The following is a 24,506-nucleotide window of genomic DNA, read 5'->3' as shown; positions in this document are numbered from 1 at the left end:
TCGGTTGCAAGCCTCACGGTATTATAACTCTTTCAATTCAATCGATTTGAACTGCACCCTACTGTTTTCTGCTTGTATGGCGATATAGCCGGATTTCATTGCGCCGCCGTCGTAAAATTTACTTAGATGTTGTGATTCTTCATCCAGTACCGGCTCATGGTATTCCATCACTAATTCACCATTGATCCAGTGCTTGATCATTTCATGACCTTTAACTTCAATTTCAATGGTTACCCATTGTTCGCCTCGGTACGTTTTTGAGTTAGATTTGATGCAGTGTTTGGTGATTAATGCTCCAGCTATTTTAACATGAGAATTTGGCGTACAGATATTCGCCGTTGGTCGGAATTCGGTATCGGCATCGGCGCCTAGTAACTGAACCTCAATACTTGCAGGAAACCGCTGTTCTAGAGTCATCGATTCTGGCGGTTGCGCATGGATCATAAAACCATTATTTTTCCAGGCATTGCGATAACCCAGTAACTGTTGAGGTAAAAATCGGTATGTCGCCCGTAAGCGGTAATGAGAGTACGGTTTCTGGTAATACAAATGGCCAAACTCAAAGTTAAAGCTGTCATACTGGTCGTAGTTTGTTGTTAAATAGCCATCTTCGACTCGAAATGTATTTTTATAGTTAGTCCCTAACGCATACCCTGCAAATTTTGGGGTCCAGCCATTTAGAGAATTACCGTCAAAAATAGCCTTCCACTGTTTCGGTGATTGGTTTTCCTGAGCATAGCCAGATACCGACACGGCCCAGAGCAAGAGGGAAATCGTAAAAAATTTGCCACATATTTTCATTGTTAACGTCCTGGCAGAATACCTCAATTACGCTTTGAGTTGATTAAGGTATGATAAATATATTCACCTGAAACACAGTACGCTCACCGTCGCATCAACACCACGAGTGATGTGAGCGCGAGAGTGAGCCTGAGATCTCCATGCCTATCGTTGCACGAACGATTGCACGTATGATTGTGTAAGTTACTGGGTTAAAATTTCAAATTCATTGATATTCGGCCAGTTACCGATCACCATAAGTTTAATCAATCGTCCCTGCGCAACAAATTCGGTTAATGTCGGTTGAACATCGCTGTGTTTATTTTGATGTTTAGCCACCTTCACAAACGCGAATCCTGGGCCGTCTGATACATAAACCTGATAGTTAATCTGCTCGCCAGCAGTGGTCCATAGTTTCGTCCCAGTGATAAGCTTTGACTCGCCTAAGTCGATGATGACTTCCTTGGTACCGTTTTCGGCAGCGCCCCAACTTGATTCATCACTTACATCGCCGTCAAGTAAGTTACTGGCTAAATGAAGTTGCTGTTCCCAATCGACAAACACGACCGATGGCCTGACTAGCATTGTCATTTGTGCCTCGGATGTATTTCCATAGCTATCCGTAGCAAGCGCTTTGATGGTATGGATTCCTGCCGGGAGGCCTAACAACTCAGCCGGATAGCTTTCTCCACCCCAAGTGAATGGCGCATCATAAATATCGCGAATGAGTGTGTCATTTAAGTATAAGTCGACATGTCCAATATCCACCCAACTCAACTCAGACAAAGCATTCACAGATAATGATAACGACTGATAACCAACACGTAACTCAATATCGGACTCAACAAAGCTTATGCTTGGTGGTGGCACGGCCTTAACAATCAGCGTCATCGTTGCCTCTCCCTGCAAACCCGCACTATCCGTTGCGATTGCTGTAAACGTATGGGTACCAACCGTAAGTGGAGATGGGTTTGGCTCATGTCGTTCTAACCACCCCATTGCGCCAAATTCATAGGGAGCAAAGGAATGACCAAAGTTCCAGACAGGTCGAGTATCTACGCGCACAAGTTGCTCATTCCGATATAAGGTAACAGATTTAATCGTTCGCCCTTCTACAGAGGTATCGGCTTGCAACGTCATGCCCAGCTTTTCATATCCCTCATATACGGTGACCACGTCATTCGGAAACGAAACCGTTGGAGGTTTTGGCTCGCCTTTAACGGTGAGCACCATGCTCGCTTCACCTACGTCCCCTGCACTATCGGTGACAATTGCTGAGAACGTATAGACACCAGGACCCAATGGCGCAGGGTTTTCACCGTGGGTGTCCAACCAACCCATGGCACCTGTTTCGTGAGGCTTTGAGCCATGGCCAAACAGGTACGGAAGCGACGTATCAACGCGCACCAAATGTTCATCAATATATAGCGCAACCGATTCAATCTCACCACCGTCAACGGCAGTTGCTGCGTCTAACATAATAGATAATTTTTCATAGCCTTCATCAACCGTCATTGTCGGAGCCGGAAACGCAACCGTCGGGCCATTTGACTTCACGGTCAGGGTCATTGTTGCAATACCCGTTTCACCTTCACTGTCCGTTGCTATCGCCTTAAATACGTGCGTGCCAACCGTTAATGGCGTTGGGTTAAGTGAATGGGTTGCTAACCAGCCCATCGCCCCTGTTTCATGTGGCTTTGAACCATGCCCAAATAAGTATGGAAGTGACGTATCGGTGCGAACTTCTGCATCGTTCAGGTATAAGGTGACAGATTCAATGTTACGACCTGCAACCGGACTTTCAGCATTAATCGTCAAGGTTAATTTTTCAAAGCCCTCTTCAACGGACATCGCCGATGACGGGAACGCTACCCGTGGTGCATTTGCCTCACCCTCTAGGTCCAAATCAATGATTTGCAAATACAGTGGCATCGCATTGCCAGACGCCTGCTCCATTAAGTAGAAGTAGACCTTACCGTCATTGATGTATATGGTTCCATGATCGAACTTAGTGCCCTGTGTTTGTTCGTATACACGAACAAAGTCATTGGTCCCACCCTTGGCTTTTTCCACATATGGGTAACCATTATCTAATCCGATAATGTAAATATTATCGCCAGAGGTGTATATCGATGAAGCGCCCGCAAAATCAGACGATACAATAAAGTCTTGAGCGCCAGAGGGTTTGTATGAATGCAGATAGATTTCCTGATAGTCTGGTCGACTCCTATCGGAAGAACGAACTTTACTGATGATATGAATATCTTCGTTTTTCGTTACGGTCCAGTCAAAACTGCCAACGATATACACCGAGTTTGCTTCGGTATGGTCAATATAGTCACCGGGTTCAAACACCTTGATTTCATCTGAATTGACCAATGGCCAGGTCATCGGTTCGCCTTTGTGGTTTTTCCAATCGCCAAAGCCTTCCGGGTGTTCTGAATACGCATAATAAACACCATTTTGGTAGGTATACCTATCGGCATTATCACTACTACGTTGCTGGAAGCCAACTCGAAGCTTGCCATTGACATACTTCATATTGCCATACAAGCCCCAGTTATATTCGTTGTCGTGGCTAGTTTTCTGATTGTTATAGTTAAATTTGGTAAATGTCGACCACTTTTCATTTTCGGCGTCATATCGATTAAATACATAGGCGCCGTTGTTGTTACCGCCTAAGCGCATGTATAGCAACAGCGTACCGTCGGTATTGGTGAAAAATTTGGGGTAGGTTAAACGCGCAAAATTACCTTTGTCCGCTAAATTTCCTGTCATGGTGAGATGCTTATAATCATCGTCGCCCTGACTAACAGCACTCGTATCTTTGACAAATTTGTCCAGAGTAAACTCTGCATCTGGCAGATCTGCCACACCGGCTAAACTGAATGAGTAGCGAAAAAAGTCATTAACAAATTTGCCGCCGTGATTATTATCATCATAGGCGTGCATATCATACACCATATGGATGGTGCCATTGATTGGGCTAACCGCTAAGCCTATGGTGTTATGAGATTCACCGACTAATGGGTCACCTCGAAAACCAGTATGACGATGGGGAAATTCAATGGTTGCCAATGTACCTGTCTGAGAATTATATCGACTCAGCATGACATTGCGCTCATTTTTACCACCTTTATACCAGGTCATAAAAACATAGTGTTTGTAGGTTTTTACGGCATCGCCATGAGCTGAAATGTTACGACCAAAGAAGAAATCATATTTATCACCGGTATCGGGATTATTAACGTTGCCATGATCAAGATCTTTGCCATCAAAATGCAGACCGAAATCGGTAATTTTTACTTGTTCTTCAAGCGTTACCTGAGCATTTACTTGCATCGCTATCCCCAGACATGCAATCGCAAGCAACACAGGCTTAGCCATACAGGCTATTTTATTATTCGTGAGTATCATATTGACCTTATTGTTATCTTGTTTTTATTTTTGTTATCTATTCTTATGTCATGCCTTATGGTTGTTTACACCGACATTGATTCGCTTTTTGGCTAACAGCGGCAATTATCGCTTCTATCAGCGCACAAAACTTAGATAACTATACTAAAAAACCATAACAGATCAAGATCGCTCATAATAAATCAGCTAGAATCAATAAGACTCAAGATGGAGATTCAAGGCACGGAAACCGTCACGATATCACTTTCCAGAAAACCGATGCGATGGGCGACAACCTCAATCTTCATCCCCGATTGCGCCTTGATTGGCGTTTGGTACATCAACCAGGCACTTTCTCTGGCCGCCTCATCCAGTATTCGATAAGAAACACTCGCACCAGGTGTTTGGCTGCTGATTATAACTCTGCCCTTTAAAAAGCTCACCTCAGGCGATGCTGTTTTCGGCTGAACATCAGCCCCCTGCCATAATTTGTCGATTAGTGCCCTCTCAGGCAAATTAGGCGTATCCTTAATGGCGGTTAGCCAACGATCCATTTCCCGCCGTAATCGCAATAATGGTTGTTTATACTCTTCATTTTCAGCGAGATTGTGGAGTTCATGCGGATCGGTTAACGTATCAAATAACTCTTCTTTAGGTTTTCGGCTTCGAAACCATTGCCGCTGAAATTCATCAAGAGCGCCGTCATCCCGAAGTCGGAGTAATTCTTGCATCGTCGGAATTTTTTCACGGTAACTGACCGGCAAATAATAGCCTTGCTCGGGCCGATAGTTACGAATGTATTTAAAGCGCTTATCTTTAACCGCTCGTATGGCATCGGTAAAACCATCAAACCGGTCTGCTGCTGCGTGGATATACTCCCTTGGCATTGACGCAACGCTGCCATTTCTCTTGCCAATAAAATTCTGACCATGCATATGACCAGGTATAGGTGCCCCGACAAGCGCCAGAGTGGTAGGGGCAAAATCCACAAAACTAATTAACCGCTGATCCGAAGTTCCGCCCTGCTGGGCGTTTGGAAACCGGATAATGAGTGGTACTTTCAATCCGCTGTCATAAATTAAACGCTTTTGCCTTGGCAAGGGGCCGCCATGGTCGGAATAAAAGAGGATAACGGTTTGATCATATAGGTCATCGTCCTTGAGCTGCTGAATAATTGCCGCTATTTGCCTGTCTGTTTCCGCAAGATTGTTATACATCTTCCACATATCTCGTCTGACCAACGGAGTATCTGGAAGGTAAGGAGGAATATCGAATACGGTATTTTTCGGCACATGCATGGCGGTATTCGCTGGTTCCGACTTGGCCGATGGATGCTGAGGTAATCTGGCGATTTTGGCTACATCATCGGAAAAGTAATGCCGCGATTCAATCTTCCTGAAACCATAAGGCTCAAACAATCCGGATTCATGGGTCGTGGTAAAATTAAAAACCGCAAAGAAAGGTTTGTCAGCGGGACGTTTTCGCCAGTGTGCATATGGTCCGCTTTCATTCCAGGCCGACTTCGGGGCTTTAAATTGATAATCGGTTTTCAAATTATTGGCAGTGTAATATCCGTGCTGTTGCAGATATTGGCTCAGCATTCGAGCGTCAGCCGCAGGTATTGCTTCATAAGCGGGAAGTCCGGTTATGTCTGTATCGGAATGGGTGCGCATGTGATTAGCACCAAACGCTGACGGGTACATGCCAGTAGCGAGTGCTGCACGACTTGGGGCACAGACACCGGAAGTGGAATATACATTGGTGTAGGTTACGCCTTCCTTCGCTAACTGGCTTATGGTCGGTGTCGCAATCGTATGATCACCATACGGCGCAATAATCGGGCTCATATCTTCTACCACTAACCAGAGAATATTAGGTTGGGAAACTTCGTCTGCTCCGAATGCAGCGCTTGGTTTTGCTTTTGCGACTACACCTAATTGCAGAAAAGAAACAATCATCACCACAAGGTTGATGTACATTCGTTTAGATAGCTTATGCATGGTTACTCGTTTTGTTGGTCAGTCAGAATAAATACACAAACCACATTCCGACCTTGATTAACATCTCCCCACAAATTATCATCTTCAATCAAATTCAACAATAATAAGTCAGAAATGTTTTTTAAATCTGGAAACCACTCCGTAAATACCAGACGGTTTATCGCGTATCTGGTCATCGCCCTGTGTGCTACAAGCAATTTGGTTTTCGCAGCAGGTTCTCAACAAGCCCCTAGACCTTATTTCAATCCTGATAAAGACATCTTAATTTCTCAATTTGACGTTAAACCAGATGCTGATGATGTCCATTCCGTAGCTGCGCTGGGCTCCTTATTGGCTGACCCAGATTTCAACAATATCTCTCACCTGGCCGTTAACGGCACGATTGGTAGCCAACAGGGTAAATACATCGATGCTAGTGGTTTGTTTTCCCTAGCCTTTGGGCCCGCAGGCAAAGCCTGGACTGATGCGAACACCCATTGGCAAGGCTCGGTAGAGCTCGTGCAAAAAACCGCTAAAGACATACTGGATAGTGGCGGGCGTGTTTGGGTGCAGGAAGCTGGTCAGTCCGACTTTACCGCACAATGGCTTGCCGGTTTGATCGCACAAGGCGTAAACAAGTCCTCGCTAAAAAGTGACGTAATTGTCGTTCAGCACAGCGCCTGGAATGAACAACAAACGAGTGAAGAGGCGCTTGCTTTCGTTAAACAATACACACACTACATTGCCATCGGTGATGGTAATAAACCAAAACGTTTGTACATTCGCAAAAATCGTCGCGGCCCGGCCACTCCTATCTATGTAGAAAATGGCGATAAATGGCTCAAAGCTGCCATCGACAAACGCAACACCAACCAACATGCCAGAACCCTTTGGCAGGTAGCTGATGCGATTATTGCAGACAGCAATTTTACTGCCGACTATTCCGTGATCCCCAATGGCGGCGTGGACTTTTCAGATACCGTTGCTGTTTGGTGGATACTAAATCTTGGTCAGGATGCCGTATCTGTAAACGCGTTCTGGCAGCGCTATGTTACTGATGTGCCATTAGACCATGTCAATCCTCCAGAAGGTCGCCTGGCCATTGTGATCGACGGCAATTCTCCAGATCCTGATGATATTGGTGCAACGCCGGTAATCTTTGGACTATTACACCACTCAGGGCTTGAGCAGAGGTTGGTGCACGTTTCTCATTCTTGTGATCTCGATCCATTCACCAACAAAGCCAGATACCAAATTGATAAAGACAATGAACAAAGACGCCAACGCATACTCAATGAGCTGACGGATAAAAGTATTGCTCTATTTGGGCCATTTGAACATTTACATGACCATTATAACTGTCGCGAAAAACAAGCCGCTGCCAGCCAGGATCTAGTGAATGCGATCAATGATTCCACGGCTGAGAGTCCGCTTTGGATAATTGAAGCTGGTGAACCGGATTTGATTGGTTTCGCACTTGCGGCGGCAAACCCACAAGCCCTTCAATTTGTGCATATTGTTTCTCATCATCCGGCAAACGATAACAGCGGTGACTTTTTTACCTGGCAGCAGATTTTAGACTTTGGCATTACCGAACATCAAATAGGCGACCAAAATGTTGGCTTGCAAACTTCCATTCATCAATGGGACTGGGCTAAACATCACGATAATCCTGGCTATAAGTTTATCTGGGAAATGCTTGCCTATGCCGAACAGGACGGAATCGTCCCGTTTCAAACCAATAAATTTGATTGTTCAGATGCAGGCATGGTTTATTGGTGGATTACCGGAGCCGATCAGGGGGGTAATAATTTCGCAACCGCCAATGATATACAGAAGATGTTGCACCTCAAAGAGAACAACTAGATAGGAGCAAGATAGATAAAGGCAAATCGCTAGCGCTTGATTTGCCTTATTGGTTATTGTCCTGATGTATAATACCAATCACACTGAGAGAGCAATAATTTAATGTGATTGGTATAAGTCATAAATCGATTTTCCTGCGCATCATCACAGTGCAAAATAGCAGCATCAACAGGCTAAAATGGATACCGGCGCCAGAGCCTCTCCCATCTTTGACCGAAGATTCCTGAGTGCTTGTATCGGTATTACTACCATCGGTTGCAACGTCACTATCGTTTTGCGAACTACTATCGGTATCAATATCCAAATCGATAATCAGCAGATACAGAGGCAATGCATTGCCTGCCCCTCTTTCCATCAAATAGTAGTAAAGCTTACCCGATTCGATATATACCGAACCATGATGAAACGATGGACCATCTTTGAGTTCAAACACCCGGGTAAAATCGTTTGTTCCGCCTGCCGCTTTCTCAACATAGGGATAACCGCTGGATGTAAGACCAATGATATACAGATTATCTCCGGCAGTATAAAGCTTATCGGCTCCGGCAAAGTCGGTTGCCGTGATAAACTCTTCGGCGCCAGCCGGTTTGTAGGTATGCATGTACACCGTTTGATTCGCGGCGGTATCTTTCACTTTACCAATGAAATGGACATCGCCTTGTGCCGTTACATTCCAGTCAAACCCATGGACAATGTAAACCTGATCTTTGCCCGTTGCAGACACTAAATCTCCGGGTTCAGATATCTTAATATCATCAGCATTTTGCAACGGAAAAGTCATAGGCTGGCCATCATGCGTTTGCCAGTCACTTGCTCCTTCAGGGTGATCCGAATAAGCATAATAGAATCCATTTTGATATTGATATTTATCTTCTTTATTGCCCGAACGTCGCTGAAAGCCGACCCGTAGTTTGCCATTAACGTACTTCATATTGCCGTACAATCCCCAATTGTATGGCTGACCGTAATTTTTCGCATTGATGACATTAAATTGGTTAAATTCAGACCAGCTTTTGGTACCAGCATCATAGCGAGAAAATACATAGCCCCCGTTATCGTTGCCGCCTTTGCGCATATACATCAACAGGGTACCATCGGTATTGGTAAAAAATTTAGGATACGTCAATCCGGAATATTGGCTATGATCCTCGTCACCGGTTAATGCTAAATGTTTATAGTCATTAACCCCTTCACTAACGATACTTGTATCTTTGACGAATTGACTAAGCTTAAACTCGCTATCGACCACAGTCGCAGCACCGGCCACCGAAAAAGAGTACCGAAAATAGTCATTTGATAAACTACCGTCTGCAGGTCTGTGATTACCATAGGCATGCATGTCGTATAAAAGGTGAATGGACTCATCTACAGGACTGATCCCAACCGCAATCGTATTATGAGATTCACCGATCCACCAGATATTATTAAACCCCGTATGTTGATGGGGAAACTCGATAGTTTGCAAGCTTCCCGTATCCAGATTGTATCGGCTTAGCATCACCCTACGATCAAATTTTCCACCACGATACCAGGTCATAAACACATAGTTTTTATAAGCTTTTACGCTGTCTCCATGGGCTGAAATGTTAGGACCAAAGAAATAATCATAGGTTGGTGTATCGCTGGTTTGTGCCGAGCTTGTGACTTTTTCACCATCAAAATGCAATCCTAAATCGGTGATTTTTACCTGTTGTTCCAAGGTGATTTCAGCGCGGGTCTCCGCCATGAAAAAAAAATACACCGCCGATAGTAATACCAGCCATACGGTGCAACTTTTGCAATACTGCGCCAGTCGATGGTCATTGGCCCGATAAATGATTGTGCGATTCATGGAAGCTATCCTCTTATTTTTGGTTTTACCCGCCACCCCCGGGTGGTTAACGTCTTAAGCCACCCAGGACGATGTCATGGGCCAGGCTAATTAGTGCGGCAATATTTTCCGGTTTTTAATCGGATACCATTGCGACAATTTTTCTCCAAGCTGGTCAACGATATGCGGATACTGGTCAGCCAGATTGTTGGTTTCATGCTCATCTTCCAACAAATTATAAAGACGCGGGCCGGCCAGTACGCCATCGTGATACTTCTGATAGCTGACATTCTTGCCATCATAACTGAGAATGAGTTTCCACTTACCATCGATCACCCAGCGATATAACAATGTGGATTCTGGTTCGTTTATGTCATGCATATCATGCGCAAACCCTTCGCCAAAAATAGCCTCGCGAGCAATTGGCGTCTGTTGTTGCATTGCGGTAAATAAATTCAATCCTGGTAAGTGTTTGGGCACCTCAATATCCGCAGTCGCTAATATCGTTGGTACGATGTCGATACTACTGACAAATTCATCACGCATCTGTGGCACGAATTGATTTGGTAGTGAAAACATGATCGGGGTGCGGACGCCGCTTTCGCCAGGACTTTGCTTGGATCTGGGGAGAAATCGTCCTGTTTGAGTAGGATTTGATACCCAGCCATTATCGGAAACATAAACGATTAAGGTATTATCTTTTAAACCTGTCTTTTTAAGATGAGTCAGTAATTGCTGGTTTGTCTCATCAAACCATTCAATCATGGCATAATATTTAGCAATTGAAATTGGCAAAGCATTACTACGATATTTCTGCAATAAGCGTTCTGGAGGGTTGTGCGGCGTGTGTGGCATATATGGCGCGTACCACACGAAGAATGGCTGATTCACCGCTTTGGCTCTGTCCATAAAGTCGGTGATTTTCACAATACCTTCCCTACCAATCTTTAAACCATCGTCACCATGTCGGCCACCTTTTTCAGGGAAGCCCCGGGTCATTCCTTCATCAAACCCACCCCGTTGAAAACTTCCTTCCCACCATTTTCCAGTTTGCAATGACAGATATCCTTGCTGTTTCAGTAATTCAGGAAGCGTATCTAACGCATCTATTTTTTTGATAATTTCGGCGCGCTGTCGCTGATATTCCAGGCCGGACTTACCACCGGGTAATGTGCGAGAAGGATCATTGCCTGTAATACCATGTTGATGTGCATACAAACCGGTGGCAATGGTCGCCAATGACGGACGACACAATGATGTAGGCACATAGCCGTGTTTGAATGTGACCGATTCGCTGGCTAATTGATCCAACGCTGGCGTCTGTACAATCGGATGTCCCATAAAACCATAATCATTCCAGGCATGATCATCCGATAGGATCAGCAAAATATTAGGCGGGGTATTGCCGACACTTTCTGAGTTTTGCTTGTCTTGTTGCTCTGTGGCAGGCGTCGCACAACCGGCAACAAACACTAAAGCTGCAGCGCTGCTGATTACGCAGCGCTGATAAAGGTTGAAAAGGCCCAAGGCCTGGCATACTTTATGGACTAACACCTTACTTCCCCTTACGAAATTTTTAACTATGATGGCTTTATTGATTAAGCCTTGTGTTTTGCTTAGTCGAAGATTGGTTTTAGTTGCCAACCTTCTGGGTGATCAAATCCGAGTTAACGACATTTAAACGCGCCATTGAATTTGTAAATTCCGGCTTCAAAGTGCCTTCGATAACATACTGGCCCGGGCCTAATGTTGATAAATCAACGTTATTTACCGCACCGTCCTCTGCGGACACATTGGAGAGCGTAACCGTCGGCAATTTCACCTCGGCCTGAGTATTTTTGGGGACCTTCAGTACCAGGGTGAAACGTTGTTCATTCACCGACCATTGCACCGAAACTTTACCTTGAGGGGTATGATAGGAGCCACTGGCCGACGTCAATTTTTTGTTAAGCTGCGGCTCAATAAGGATATGTTTAAAGCCTGGAGCCGCAGGTTTTATTCCTAAAATCCCTTCATAAAACCATCGGGAGATGCTGCCATAGGCATAATGGTTTAACGAATTCATCCCTTCGGGATTAAAGCCATCAGCCAAAGAATATGAATTCCATCGTTCCCAGGTGGTTGTCGCACCATTGTTAATGGAATAAAACCAGGACGGGTAACTTTCCTTAAACAGCAACTGGTAAACCAAATCACTGCGACCGGCGTTTTGCAGTACCTCAGCTAATAGCGGTGTACCCAGAAAGCCGGTTCGCAAATGAACATCGGCCTCATCAATTAACGCGATGAGTTTATTCTCTGCCGTGCCACGTTGCGACTCAGCAAACAGGTCAAATGCCAGCCCCAGCAGGTATGCGGTTTGAGTCGCTTGCGAGTCGGTTAAATTTAAATGTTCGTCAAAAAAATGAGATTGAAAACTAGATTTCAGATTCCCGAGCAGCGCCTGCAATCGTTCAGCATCTTTATTTTTATCCAGTACTTGCGCAGCCTTCAGGGTTAAAGCTACGGAATGGGCATAAAAAGCCGTAGAAATTAACTGAAAATCAGTATCACCTCTGTTGGCATTTTTATTTGTTGCCTCGGGATATGGCTGTAACCAATCACCAAATGTTTTCATGTGTGAAACATAATCACGACTTTGACTCTCATGGTAATCGAGCCAACTCAGCATCATCGGATAGTTATCCGCCAACACAGACGCATCGCCAGTCGCAACATAAAGATCCCAGGGAATGATTGTCACCGCATCGCCCCAACCGGACGAAGCCCAGTTTATCCACTCAACGAAGGGGATATAAAGCGGGATCATGCCGTCCTCAGACTGCTCTTCGCGCACACTTCGAAGCCAGGCCGACCAAAAACCATAAACATCCGCCATATACATAGAAGACATTGCAAATACCTGAGCATCTCCGGTCCATCCCAGGCGTTCATCTCGTTGTGGACAATCCAGCGGAATATCAAAGAAATTGCTGCGTAGCCCCCAGACAATATTTTCCGCCAGTTTATTTAATTTCGGTTGAGACGTGGCAAAATCGGCATTAATGGTCACATCAGAATGCTGTACCAAAGCCGACAACCAGTCCTCACTCGGGATAAATTCCGGATCATAACCAGTGATTTCAATATATCGATAGCCAAAATAGGTAAACCTTGGACGATAGCTCACTATCCCATCTTTATTAGGGTGATAAAAAACGGTGGATTCCGCACTGCGATAATTATCCGTATAAAATTCCCCCTTATGGAGCGCTTCAGCAAATCTTAATTGTACGGTCTGGCCAGCTTTTACGGGAAGCTGGATCTGCGGCACGCCGACCATGTTCTGACCAAAGTCATAAATGACTTTGCCATTTTCAACCGCAACAATTGCAGGCTTGGTTAAGCTTTCAATTACCCGTACTGGAGCATGTTGCTTGGGGACCAGTTTCACCTCATCACGAATCGCTGCAGTCACGACTTGTTGCCAGCCATCCGGCGTAAAAGAAGGCTGCGTCCAACCATCTATTTCCCGCGCCTGGTAATAGTGTTCACCATCGTAAATACTAGCGAACTGTATGGGTCCATCGACGAAGCTGAGCCAGTTCTGATCCGACGCAATTATCTTGGTTTGTCCGGACTCAAACTCAATTTCTAATTGCGCAATAAAGCGCGCCGGCAAACGGTGTTCTTTGTCTTTAAATTTGTACACTCGTCCTGCATACCAACCGCCTGCGATATTCCCTGCGATCACATTGCGGCCCTTCGCGAGCATGTCAGTAACATCGTATGTCAGGGTTTCGATACGTTTTTGATAAGGTGTCCAGCCTGGGGTCATGACATCTTCGGGCGCAATTTCACTACCATTGAGATATGCCTTGAACAGCCCTTTCGCAGAGACATATAAACGGGCCTTTTTGACGTTTTCACTCAAATTAAACTCGGTACGAAGATATTGAGCTTTGGCCAGTAATGCTTGTTCAGGCTGTTTTTCTATTGCCGTATCTGGGTGGCCAATCCACTGTGCCTGCCAATCGGAATTATTTAGCAGTCCAAGCTCCATCGATTGTACCTGACTCCAGTTCGAGACTCGTTGTTTGTCATCCCAGATCCTGACCCGCCAAAAGACCTTATCTCTTGACCGTAATTTGCTGCCTGAATAGCGAACCCAGCTGTTTCGTTCTGAATCCACCTTGCCAGAATCCCAGTAAACATTTGCCTTGCTGAATTCAGGATTTTGTTTGCTTAACTGTATTTGATAAGCGGATTGAAAATTGCCTATCGCATCGTTGGCTAATTGCCAGGAAAATCGAGGTTCAGACTCATAATAGCCAAGGGGATTCGTCACCCCCTCTCCGACACTTAGCTCAACAGGAGCTTTACCTAATAAGGGAGCATCGTCTGACTGACAACCCTGTAAGAGCATCGTAACGTTCAACAGGGCAAGCAATAATAGTACTGAGGGTAATCGGGTCAAGTTCATAATCTTTGATACTTTTATTAATTATTATGGGTTGATGTATCGATGATAAATGGTCGGCGGGACGAAGCATTTTCGCTAGGAAAATCCTGCGGTTTTGCCAGTGTCACTTCGCCCGTAGCGGCCCATTGCACGCCTCGGGTAAAGGTGACAATAAAGCCGACACTCTCAAAGGATTCCTGCTGGTGCCCTAACGTGGTATGGAATATACGCCCCTGCTTATACGTAATCGTCATCAGTGCGGGTTCATGGCGTCCCGTTCCCTGCTCTTCTGCAGGGCAATAAGCGGTAGCGATAATGTTCATATTTACTGCAGGGCCCCTAAGCTTGCCATAACACTCGTCTTTGCTATGCATCCAGACTTGCGGCAGATCTGCGGTAATTGGATGAACATTCCGTTGACGGATTTGGAATTCATGTTTGTTGCCATGCGCACCCGCAGGACCTTTTGAATGATCAATAACCTTTTGACCCTGCTCATCAAAATACACATAAGGTCCGGCATGCTCATCACGATCGCCCCAGCCGCCAAGCCCTGTTAACAGGTTATATTCGGGCCAGTCTGGAAACGCATTATTGGCGGCATGTACCGAAACAAAGCCACCACCATTGCCAACAAACGCTGTAAATGCCTGTTGCGTCGCTTCGGGCCATGGTGCAGCCTTGTAGCCGAAATTTGAAACGACCACATCATAGCGATCAAAATCAGGCCTGAATGACGGATCAGAGATTGGTTCATCAACTTTAAAATGGGATTTATGTGCGTGTTGGCGAAAAGCGTTATCCGATAGTTCAAAATCAAAGCGCCAGACTGGCTCCGTGCGATAAACATCGACGGAGAACAATCCGGTTTGCAGCAGATATTGTCTCATCATTGCCGTACTGACTGGCCATACTTTATGGTTATTCTGACCATCGACAATCAACACGTTAAGTTTATTGGCTTCCGCTTCCAGCGCAGTCGATGGACTTAGTCCGGTCAAACTGTACACAAGGGCAGATAAACCGACGATGTTAAGCAAAGCGCGTATTTTCATTATGTTTCTCGCTTTTCGATATCAAGCGGGTAACGGCTATCAATGCCGATGACCGGGAAATCTAGATAAAAAAATGGCTAGTGAATACTAGCCATCAACAGGTTTTATCTGCTTATTCTTGCCACTTAGACATTTCGGAGGCTGCTAACAGCACCGCACCTACGCCATATAATTGAGAGTCTGTTTTCTTTACAGGATCCGGTGATTTACCGACATGCTGAACCCAATTTACACGTCCACTTGGCTCTACCGCTTTGGTCAACGCCGCCCAACCTTTCTCAACCACCGCTTTGGCATCAGGTTCGGTTAAGATACCGTTGTTAACACCCCAGGCAAGGCCATAGGTGATAAACCCAGTACCACTAACTTCAGGTGTTTTGACTTTCTCGGGATCCATCAAGGATGCCGGCCAATAGCCCTCTGCCGTTTGCAACTTCAACAGGCTCGCGGCATTTTTCTTGTAAAGGGCCAAATAACGCTCTTTCGATGGATGACCTTGCGGTAGATCATCAATGATCAATGGTAGCGCTGCAAATACCCAACCATTTCCTCGTCCCCAGAAAACCGGTTCGCCATTGTCACTTTTCATATCGAAGTAACGGCTATCGCGAAAAAACAAACCATAATGATCAGAAAACAAATAGTCTGCCGCCGCCCAGAATTCGGCATCGGCATACTCAAAATATTTGGGATCACCCGTTACGTTTGACAGTTTAAGCCAGGTTCTCGGCGCCATAAACAGGGCATCAGCCCAACACCAACGAAGTTGACAATTGCCTTCCTGATGTACGTTTCCAGAACCGCTTGCTGTACTGTCTAACATGGTCAGTCCAACGTCCGGTTTGTTCGCCAAAATCCAGTCAAAATGCGCTTGTGTTGGCTTATAGGCCTGTTGATTATTGGTTTGCTCGGTTAACCAAAGATATGTTTGTCCAATCGTATGGTCATCGGCATGGTAGGGTCTGTCGACCAACAATTCATAGTTCTGCTCTGCTGCCATTTTTTCCATATAGGTCAGAAATTCTTTATCCTGGGATATTTCGGTCCACTTTGTCAGGCCAATATAAAAGGCTGCCTGAATCCAGAATTTCGGATTCTCCGATTTTTCACGGTGAGACTCGGGGATATACGACAAATTACCAAACTGTTCAATCTGCCAATGCCCTGCGCGCTTAGCGATGTCATAGGCCGATTGACGTATGGATTCGGCCGATGCTGTAGTGACTTGTGCAACGGGCTGCGATAATTCATTTGCCGGTTGATTGGCTTCACCACACCCAGTTAAGCCGAATGTTATAGCGAATGGCAACATTGCCATCTTAGTTATTTTATTAAGCATGAATACACCCTAAATTCTTTCATTTATCATCGATTTGTTAATCATTTTATTGTTGTTGGATCATTGTTTAAAAGTGGATTTATCTTTTTCTAATGTTGCTTCTTGCCGTGCTCTTGGCACCGGCCCATTCTCGCCCAGCAGATAGATTTTTCGATCCGCGTTGCCCTGGATTTTTTCAGCAACCAAAACCAAAGCGTCGGGATGGGCGTTTTTGATTATTGAAGTGATCGCAAAACTCGAGTTTTTGCGCGTTAAAAGCGTTTTTCCCTGGGTAAAGGTGTCACCACCATTTTTGCTGTGCCACCAGGCGATTACCCCAGCTTTGTCATAATCACTGGCTAGTATATAATTGACTTCGTTAGTTGCTGACAACATAAAGTCGCCTCGTGACTGACCACTTTCCCTGCCATTAACTGTCTCCCCGCCAAGCCATTGCTTGCCGTCCCAACGAAAATGTCGAGTTAGCTTAGGGCCGCCGGATTTCGCACCTTTATCTTCACCAGCATTAACCGCAATATGCGGGTAGCCCTGAGAGTCGAGATGAACAGACCCATTGAATGTCCACAGATCGTCGATGCTTTTGACCAAAGTCTTTTGCTCTGCATCTTCGCGAGTCAGAGGTATCGATAGCGATTCGCCTTCGACATTAGTCCAGTCTCCAGACTCTGTGTCAAAGCTCATATAATAGATATCATGGCGTTCTGCGGTATGGCCCCGGCCTTGATTATGTTCGCTTGAATCGCGGCACAAGTGATAATCAAAGCTGACGATAATGTCATTGCCCTGACCATGACCCACCCAGGGGTACCAGCTATCAACGGCGTTTACATCATCGCGTCGTTTATGTTTCAAAAAAGAAACCGGTGGTGTGAAAGTTCGGCCATTATCTGTCGATTTTTGATAAACCCAGTCACTGCGATGCGCGCCATGGCGATAAAACAGATAGATATCGCCATTGTCCATTTTTAAAGCCTGATTATAGGTACCAAACACAGAAATATTATCAATTTCTTCCCACTCACTGATGTCCAGAGGCTTTTTAGAGATGGAATGTTTATTGGCGCCATGATGAACATTGCCTAAGGGGTTGTCGCCGTGATGTTTGTCACCGCCATGCCCGCCATAAAAAATATGAATATAGCCCGCATCATCAATCAATAATGTGGGTTTGCCATGATTATCAAACTTCGTGCGCTCTGCACGTCGCCCTAGTTCGCTCGTACCGGCTCGGAAAGGTCCGAGCCATTCTTTTGTCTGATGATTGTATGCTGCAACATAAGGATCTTCGAAAGGCCCCTGATAAGATACATAAGTAACACCATTGTGGTGCTCACCCGCAGGGTGCTGAACTATGGCTAATGGGTTGCCGGTACCATTGTCCGCGAAATAATCCACTAATTGCACCGCAGCATTGTCCGGTTCAGGCGCTTGATCGTTAGCGCAACCGCTACAAAGTGAAATCAGGATCAAGGCACTGCTTAAGAACCACCCATTTTTACGGAATAATTTATTAACGTTTATAGATTGCATGACTACCTCTGTGCCGTTATTTGTACTGTTCAAATAACTGCAAAAATTGTTCTGCTAATTCACTTTGATCTTTGGCAAGATTCTTAGACTCGTTGGGATCAGCGATGATATTGTAGAGTTCAAGTGGCGCATCAAAGCCATATCGAACGGCTTTCCAATCGCCTTTTCGGGCAGCCTGATAGGTATCGCCAATAATGCCTGAGTTGGGATCGCCAACCTGTTTAGAAAACTCCCAATATAGAATCCGTTCTTGCATGGGCGTTGGTTTATCACTTAACAATCCCTTAATGGACACGCCATTAGTGCTGACTCTTGGCACCATATTCAGATTAACATCGGCAATATCCGCTAACGTCGGCAATACATCCGCAAATGCCCAAGGCGTATTGTCGATTCGCCCTTGTTTAATTTTTTCTGGCCATTGCAAAATCATAGGTACATGAATACCGCCATCGTACAAATCTCGTTTTTGACCTTTATACGGTGCAGAGGCTTGGAAAAATTCCGGATCCGCACCACCTTCATCATGTGGCCCATTGTCAGATGTAAAAATGATAATCGTATTATCGAGTTGACCTTGTTGCTCCAGGGTGTCGAGGATTTCCCCAACATAATGATCCAATGCCGAGACCATGCCCGCAAGTACGGCATTCGGTTGCTCTACAGGCTCAGGGTAATAGGCCGCATACTTGTCCGCTGGCGTTCCTCCAGTCATGCCATGATACGGTTTCTCTGACAACTGATATTGCTCACTGAACTGCTCAGGAACGCCGAGTTCCGCATGCGGAGAGGAATAAGTCAGCATCATGAAAAAGGGGTTTTCTCGTTCTTGTTTGATGTAACTAATCGCTTCATCGGTGAATAGCCTTTGTGCATAAGCACCTTTGCGACCACCTTCATTTTCCTTAATACGGATCTTCTGTCCGTCTCGCCACAAAATCTGTGGGTATTGTCTATGCCCTTCGAGGATGGAATACATGCCATACCAGGTATCAAACCCCATCGCTAATGGATCGGTTACGCCCATTTGTTGGCCGATAGAATATTTGCCAATTAAGGTCGTATCGTAATCGGCATATTTCAGGACATGTGCAAGCGTAATGTCTTTATGATTAAGCTCGACAGTATTGGAGTTGTTTGCCATGTAACGGCCGTCACGGCCGGTGAACAATGACACTCGGGATGGCGAACAGACGGTGTTGCCCGAATAGGCTTGATCAAAACGAATACCGTTGCTTGCCATTTGGTCTAAGTTTGGTGTTTTAATCGGTGTATTACCGTAGGCTCCAACCTGATTAAAACCTAGATCATCGGTGAGAATAAAGATGATATTTGGTTTGTCTGCTGCCAGGGCACTCGTTGACACCCCAGCAAACAAAGCAATATTTAAAAAATTCCTAAGCAAATGACTTATTCTTGCTTTCATATGTTTCCCCAAAACTCAATGTACCTGTCTAACCAGGTACGCATTTCCAGTAGACTGAAAATATTGTTTAATTATTTTCGATTTATATTACATCAACACCAAGCGATCCCAAAGACATATAATGACCCTTTATGATTGTTTTTGATGCGATGTATTTCTAAATGATTGATTAGATCCCGCCACAATCACTGTTCATTATTTGTAGCGCGATAGACAATTAAGTTCGGCAAAAGCCTGTTGCAGGCGCGCAGCCATTGATTGCTCGAGCTCTCGTAACCAGACTCGCGGATCATAATGCTTCTTATTGGGCGCATTTTCATCGTCAGGATTACCAATTTGGCTTTGCAGGTAACCTTTATTATTCTGATAGTAGCGGTGCACTCCCGACCAGGATGCCCATTGCGTATCGGTATCAATATTCATCTTTATAACGCCATAACCGATCGCTTCTTTGATTTCTTCGGCGCTGGATCCAGAGCCACCATGAAATACAAAGTTTAACGATTTTTGCGCAAGTTCAAATGCCTCACTGACAAACGCCTGAGAGTTTTTCAATATCTCGGGTGTCAATCTGACATTTCCCGGCTTGTAAACTCCGTGCACATTGCCAAAGGAGGCTGCTATCGTAAACGCATTGCTGACGGTAGATAATTGCTCATAGGCATACGCGACATCTTGAGGTTGGGTATACAGCAAGGCATTGTCTATCTCGGTATTATCCACACCGTCCTCTTCACCACCGGTGCAACCAAGCTCAATTTCAATCGCCATTTCCAAAGGCGCCATACGTTTAAGGTAGCGTCGGCAAATCTCAATATTTTCTTCGAGGGGTTGTTCCGACAAGTCGAGCATGTGCGAGCTAAATAATGGCTTGCCATGTTCCTGAAAATACGCGTCACCAGCATCCAACAGGCCATCAATCCAGGGCAGTAGTTTTTTTGCTGCGTGATCGGTGTGCAATATGACCGGCACACCATAAAATTTCGCCACGCGATGAATATAATGTGCGGCCGAAATAGCGCCAAGAATACTCGGTTGGTGTCCTGTTAAATCTGCGCCTTTGCCGACGAAAAATGCGGCACCACTATAAGAGAGTTGAATAATGACAGGAGAACCGGCTAACTTTGCAGCTTCCAATGCCGCGTTAATAGAGTTCGTGCCGATGACATTGACGGCTGGGTATGCAAATTCATTTTCTCTTGCTACCCGATAAAGCGTTTCGAGGTGCTCACCACTGACCACTCCAGCGGGCACGATATCGGAAAGATTCATATTAATTCCTAATAAAATGTGATGGGGCAATGACTTAAAAAAAAACACGAAGGAATACTCCTTCGTGTAAAAACAACAACAGGGATAGTAAAATTCGTTACACGATGCCTGAACCGTTACCGCCACTATTAGGACGTTCACGGCCAGCCTGAGCCCGGTAGCCCGATGCTCGATACACAGCGATGGGATCAATCGCCCCACCTCGGTTAAAACGTGCCATCTCAAGAATTGGTGACACATCCGTCGTAAAGGCTTTCTTTAACGTGTTACTCGCCATCAACGCATCATTGTCCTGTTGATAGCCGCTAAGCTTCTTACGATCTACAATCAATGCCGCAACGTAAGAGCGCTGAACACTCGCCGCTGAATTCATCAGACTTTCGATTGGGTCGGTTACGTTGTGCGATTGATCTAACATATAGTTCGGTCCGAAACCTTCCTGGTTACGGTATTGCGCATCGACAAGCTCATTGAAAATAAGAAACTGTTGATACGGATGTAAACTGCCACTATCTAAATCATCATCACCATATTTCGAATCATTAAAGTGGAAACCACCCAACTTTTTAAACTGGATCAAACGAGATACGATCATTTCAATATTAACGTTCGGCGCATGGTGCCCTAAATCCACCAGAGATTTGGCCTGTGGCCCTAACTCCATCGCCGCAAGAATGTTACTGCCCCAATCCTGAATAATGGTTGAGTAGAACGCAGGTTCAAACATCTTGTGTTCAATGTGCAATTCCCAATCACTCGGCAGACCTGCATAAATCTGCTTCATGCTGTCAAGATAACGCTCAAACGCACTTTGAAAATGTTGTTGACCCGGATGGTTAGAGCCATCACCCACCCAAACCGTTAACGTTTTGGAACCTAAGGCTTTACCCCATTCAATACAATCTAAGTTGTGCTGAATCGCCAAATCCCGTGATTCCGCGCGGGTGTTGCTTAAACTACCGTATTTAAAACTATGCGCTTGGCCCGGTTGATCCTGAAACGTGTTGGAGTTAATCGAATCCCATTTCAGGTTTAAGCTGTCCGAGGTTTGCTTTAATTCCGTAAAGTCATCCACTTTATCCCAGGGAAAATGTGGCGATACTCGCTCGGTACACTGTGATAAGTCATTGATAACCGCGCTATCTTCCAGCTTTTCCCAGATATTGCGCGGCTCACCTTCGCCAGGAAAGCGTGCAAAACGGGTACCACCGGTACCGGTACCCCAGGAAGGCACCGCAATTTGAAATTGCTCGGCTTTGGCGGTGATATCTTCAATATTGATATCGTCACGGGCTAATTGATTGCCCAGCGCCTCATAATCTTCTTTTAAAAAGCCTGCTAATTTTGCATTTTCTTCTGCAATAAGCGCTTTATCGATACGTTGAGTCATGCTCTTTCCTACTCTTATTCTTCGATTTAGCGTAAGAACGCTTCGTGTAAACCACCGTCTACACTGATAATTTGTCCGGTCGTTTTACTCAACTGTCCAGACACTAACAAATACGCGGCTTCGGCTTGATCCGCAGGCGTAATTGGCTTTTTGGTCAAGGTGCGTTGGGCATAAAATCCTGCAAGTTTATCCCGTAATTCATCGTCAGAATCAGATTCGGAAAACTCAACATTATATTTGCTTAACGATGCGATAACTCGATCCCTTGGGAACATGGTACTGCCTTTAACGACCGTGGCCGGTGCCAAACCATTTACGTTCACCAACGGAGACAATTCGACCGCTAACTCACGCACCAGGTGGTTGGCCGCTGCTTTACTCGTGTCGTAGGCAAGCGAACCTTTTTTCGAAACCGCGGCATTTACACTGGTGGTTAATACCATAGCCCCTGTCAATCCCTGAGCTTTCCAGATTTGATTCGCTTCGGTACCGACGATATAGCCGCCTTTAACGTTGACAGAAAAACTAATATCAAACATCTGGTCATTGCTCATACCCGCTTGACCCGGTGCTAAAAAGACACCCGCGGTAACGATCACTTTATCAATACCACCGTACGCCAGCGTAATCTGTTCAAACATTTTGGCAACGCTTTCACGGTTGGTAATATCAACGTCCTGTGCAATCGCCGGTCCACAACCTGAAATCCCCGTACCAGCAACGCCAATACCCTGGCCGTAAATTGCGGTAAGTTCGTCGGCGGTTTTTTGCGCCGCTTCAAATCGAAGGTCTGCACATACAACATGGGCACCTTCTTTCGCTACGCGAAATGCCGTTTCTTTGCCAATGCCGTCTCCGGCACCGATCACCACCACGACGTCACGTGCGAGTGGCGCTTCTTTTGGCATGCGCTGTAATTTCGCTTCTTCCAATGCCCAGTATTCAATATCAAAGGCTTCTTGCTGTGGCAAAGCGGTGTATTCACTGATCGCTTCCGCGCCACGCATGACTTCAATAGCACAGTTATAAAACTCGGTAGTAACTCGAGATTCACTTTTATTTTTCCCCCAACCGATAATGCCGACACCAGGGATCAGGATTACCGTTGGGCTAGGATCACGCATGGCAGGGGAATCATCACGTTTACAATTTTTGTAATATTCGGTGTAGTCAATGCGATATTGTTCGATACCCGCCTTTAACTTAGTCACCAAAGTATCAAAATCATCTTGCTGAGGATCAAAGTCAACGTACAGTGGTTGAATTTTGGTTCTTAAGAAATGATCTGGGCAAGAAGTCCCAAGTTTCGCTAAACGCGGAGCATCAACGCTATTGACAAAACGCAAGGCGTTTTCATCGGTTTGCACTGTGGCAATGAATTTGACTTTGTTTGACAGCAAACCACGGGCAACAGGTAGAAACTTAGCCAATAACTCCGTGCGTTCTGCGTCCGCTAAACTGCTTACCTTTGGGCCACCAAAAGTCATTTCACCCTTGTCATGCTGTTCAATATAGCGCGCTGCGGTTTCAATCACCCAAAGTGATGTTTCATAACAGCTTTTACTTTCACTATTCCAGTTTGTATGGCCATGCTGCCCCAGCAAGATACCGACACTATCCGGTTTGTCTGCATAGGCTTGCTCACAAACCTTTGCCGCTTCCCATCCTGGACGCATCCATGGCACGTATGCCATTTTGCCACCCCAGATCGTTTCGGTTAATGATTCCTGATCTTTACACGAGGCAACCGCGATTACGGCATTGGGATGCAAGTGATCGACATGTTTATCAGCAATCATTGAATGTAATGGTGTATCGATCGAAGAAGCACGTGGATTAAGACAAAAATTACAGTGCTTATACATGCCAATCATGGCATCTTCGCCTGCCGATTTATAACCCGTTTCAGGCTGCTTCTGGTAGGTTTCGTCGAGCGCTTCCAGCTTGCCCTGATATAAAGAAGAAAAGTTTTCCGCCTTTGCCGTGCGTAAATCACCACCAGAACCCTTTACCCATAACACTTCAACATTTTCACCGGTCAAAGGATCAATTTCCATTAACTTAGCTGAGGTGTTACCACCACCGGTATTGGTAATACGTTGGTCAGCACCGAGTATGTTTGAACGATAGACCAAACTTTCTAATTCTGTTAACTCATCGGCAACGGCATCATCCCAACTGTAGTTAACGTGTCTAAAATCATTTTTCTGGCTTTGCATCAG

The 24,506-nt window shown here is 45.4% G+C and carries 14 protein-coding genes; 1 reads left to right on the top strand and 13 read right to left on the bottom strand.

The genetic code is table 11. The features are described from left to right. Positions 1-21 precede the first annotated feature (21 nt). The 3 genes from FE810_RS07530 to FE810_RS07520 all read right to left on the bottom strand — a co-directional run bounded on the left by FE810_RS07530 (position 22) and on the right by FE810_RS07520 (position 6,176). Entirely contained in the window at positions 22-801 is a 780-nt protein-coding gene (locus tag FE810_RS07530; RefSeq protein WP_138319419.1) for a 3-keto-disaccharide hydrolase, read from the bottom strand. 183 nt (positions 802-984) lie between these two features. Next, the gene (locus tag FE810_RS07525; RefSeq protein ID WP_138319418.1) at positions 985-4,167 is read right to left on the bottom strand and encodes a BNR-4 repeat-containing protein; all 3,183 of its coding nucleotides are present in this window, start codon (positions 4,165-4,167) and stop codon (positions 985-987) included. Between the two features lie 245 nt (positions 4,168-4,412). Beyond that, complete coding sequence (locus tag FE810_RS07520) at positions 4,413-6,176, bottom strand: sulfatase family protein (RefSeq protein ID WP_246036975.1); 1,764 nt, start codon at positions 6,174-6,176, stop codon at positions 4,413-4,415. 114 nt (positions 6,177-6,290) lie between these two features. Here FE810_RS07520 and FE810_RS17210 point away from each other — a divergent pair, with 114 nt between their 5' ends. Beyond that, positions 6,291-8,021, top strand: coding sequence for a hypothetical protein (locus FE810_RS17210; protein WP_246036974.1), 1,731 nt, complete (start codon positions 6,291-6,293; stop codon positions 8,019-8,021). Between the two features lie 118 nt (positions 8,022-8,139). Here FE810_RS17210 and FE810_RS07510 read toward each other — a convergent pair whose 3' ends face one another. The 10 genes from FE810_RS07510 to FE810_RS07465 all read right to left on the bottom strand — a co-directional run bounded on the left by FE810_RS07510 (position 8,140) and on the right by FE810_RS07465 (position 24,503). Further along, positions 8,140-9,852, bottom strand: coding sequence for a BNR-4 repeat-containing protein (locus FE810_RS07510; protein ID WP_138319417.1), 1,713 nt, complete (start codon positions 9,850-9,852; stop codon positions 8,140-8,142). 90 nt (positions 9,853-9,942) lie between these two features. Next, positions 9,943-11,385 carry a sulfatase family protein gene (locus tag FE810_RS07505; RefSeq protein WP_246036973.1) on the bottom strand — a complete coding sequence of 481 codons (1,443 nt, stop codon included), beginning with the start codon at positions 11,383-11,385 and terminating at the stop codon, positions 9,943-9,945. Positions 11,386-11,464: 79 nt separating this feature from the next. After that, positions 11,465-14,293, bottom strand: coding sequence for a family 78 glycoside hydrolase catalytic domain (locus tag FE810_RS07500; protein ID WP_138319416.1), 2,829 nt, complete (start codon positions 14,291-14,293; stop codon positions 11,465-11,467). A 17-nt stretch (positions 14,294-14,310) separates the two neighbouring features. After that, on the bottom strand, positions 14,311-15,327 hold the full coding sequence (locus FE810_RS07495) for a ThuA domain-containing protein (RefSeq protein WP_138319415.1): 1,017 nt from the start codon (positions 15,325-15,327) through the stop codon (positions 14,311-14,313). A gap of 112 nt (positions 15,328-15,439) precedes the next feature. Next, positions 15,440-16,666 carry a glycoside hydrolase family 88/105 protein gene (locus tag FE810_RS07490; protein WP_138319414.1) on the bottom strand — a complete coding sequence of 409 codons (1,227 nt, stop codon included), beginning with the start codon at positions 16,664-16,666 and terminating at the stop codon, positions 15,440-15,442. A gap of 60 nt (positions 16,667-16,726) precedes the next feature. Next, entirely contained in the window at positions 16,727-18,196 is a 1,470-nt protein-coding gene (locus tag FE810_RS07485) for a BNR-4 repeat-containing protein (protein WP_138319413.1), read from the bottom strand. A gap of 16 nt (positions 18,197-18,212) precedes the next feature. Then, complete coding sequence (locus FE810_RS07480) at positions 18,213-19,622, bottom strand: sulfatase-like hydrolase/transferase (RefSeq protein ID WP_138319412.1); 1,410 nt, start codon at positions 19,620-19,622, stop codon at positions 18,213-18,215. A 195-nt stretch (positions 19,623-19,817) separates the two neighbouring features. Next, complete coding sequence (gene fbaA, locus FE810_RS07475) at positions 19,818-20,894, bottom strand: class II fructose-bisphosphate aldolase (protein WP_171022293.1); 1,077 nt, start codon at positions 20,892-20,894, stop codon at positions 19,818-19,820. A gap of 97 nt (positions 20,895-20,991) precedes the next feature. Further along, positions 20,992-22,284 (bottom strand): L-rhamnose catabolism isomerase, encoded by a 1,293-nt coding sequence (gene rhaI, locus FE810_RS07470; RefSeq protein ID WP_138319411.1) that lies wholly within the window; start codon positions 22,282-22,284, stop codon positions 20,992-20,994. A gap of 26 nt (positions 22,285-22,310) precedes the next feature. Next, positions 22,311-24,503 carry a bifunctional rhamnulose-1-phosphate aldolase/short-chain dehydrogenase gene (locus tag FE810_RS07465; protein WP_138319410.1) on the bottom strand — a complete coding sequence of 731 codons (2,193 nt, stop codon included), beginning with the start codon at positions 24,501-24,503 and terminating at the stop codon, positions 22,311-22,313. Positions 24,504-24,506 lie beyond the last annotated feature (3 nt).

It is taken from the genome of Thalassotalea litorea (assembly GCF_005843925.1).
In the GTDB taxonomy this organism is placed as follows: Bacteria; Pseudomonadota; Gammaproteobacteria; order Enterobacterales; family Alteromonadaceae; genus Thalassotalea_A; species Thalassotalea_A litorea_A.
This window is presented reverse-complemented; position numbering and strand designations above follow the sequence as displayed.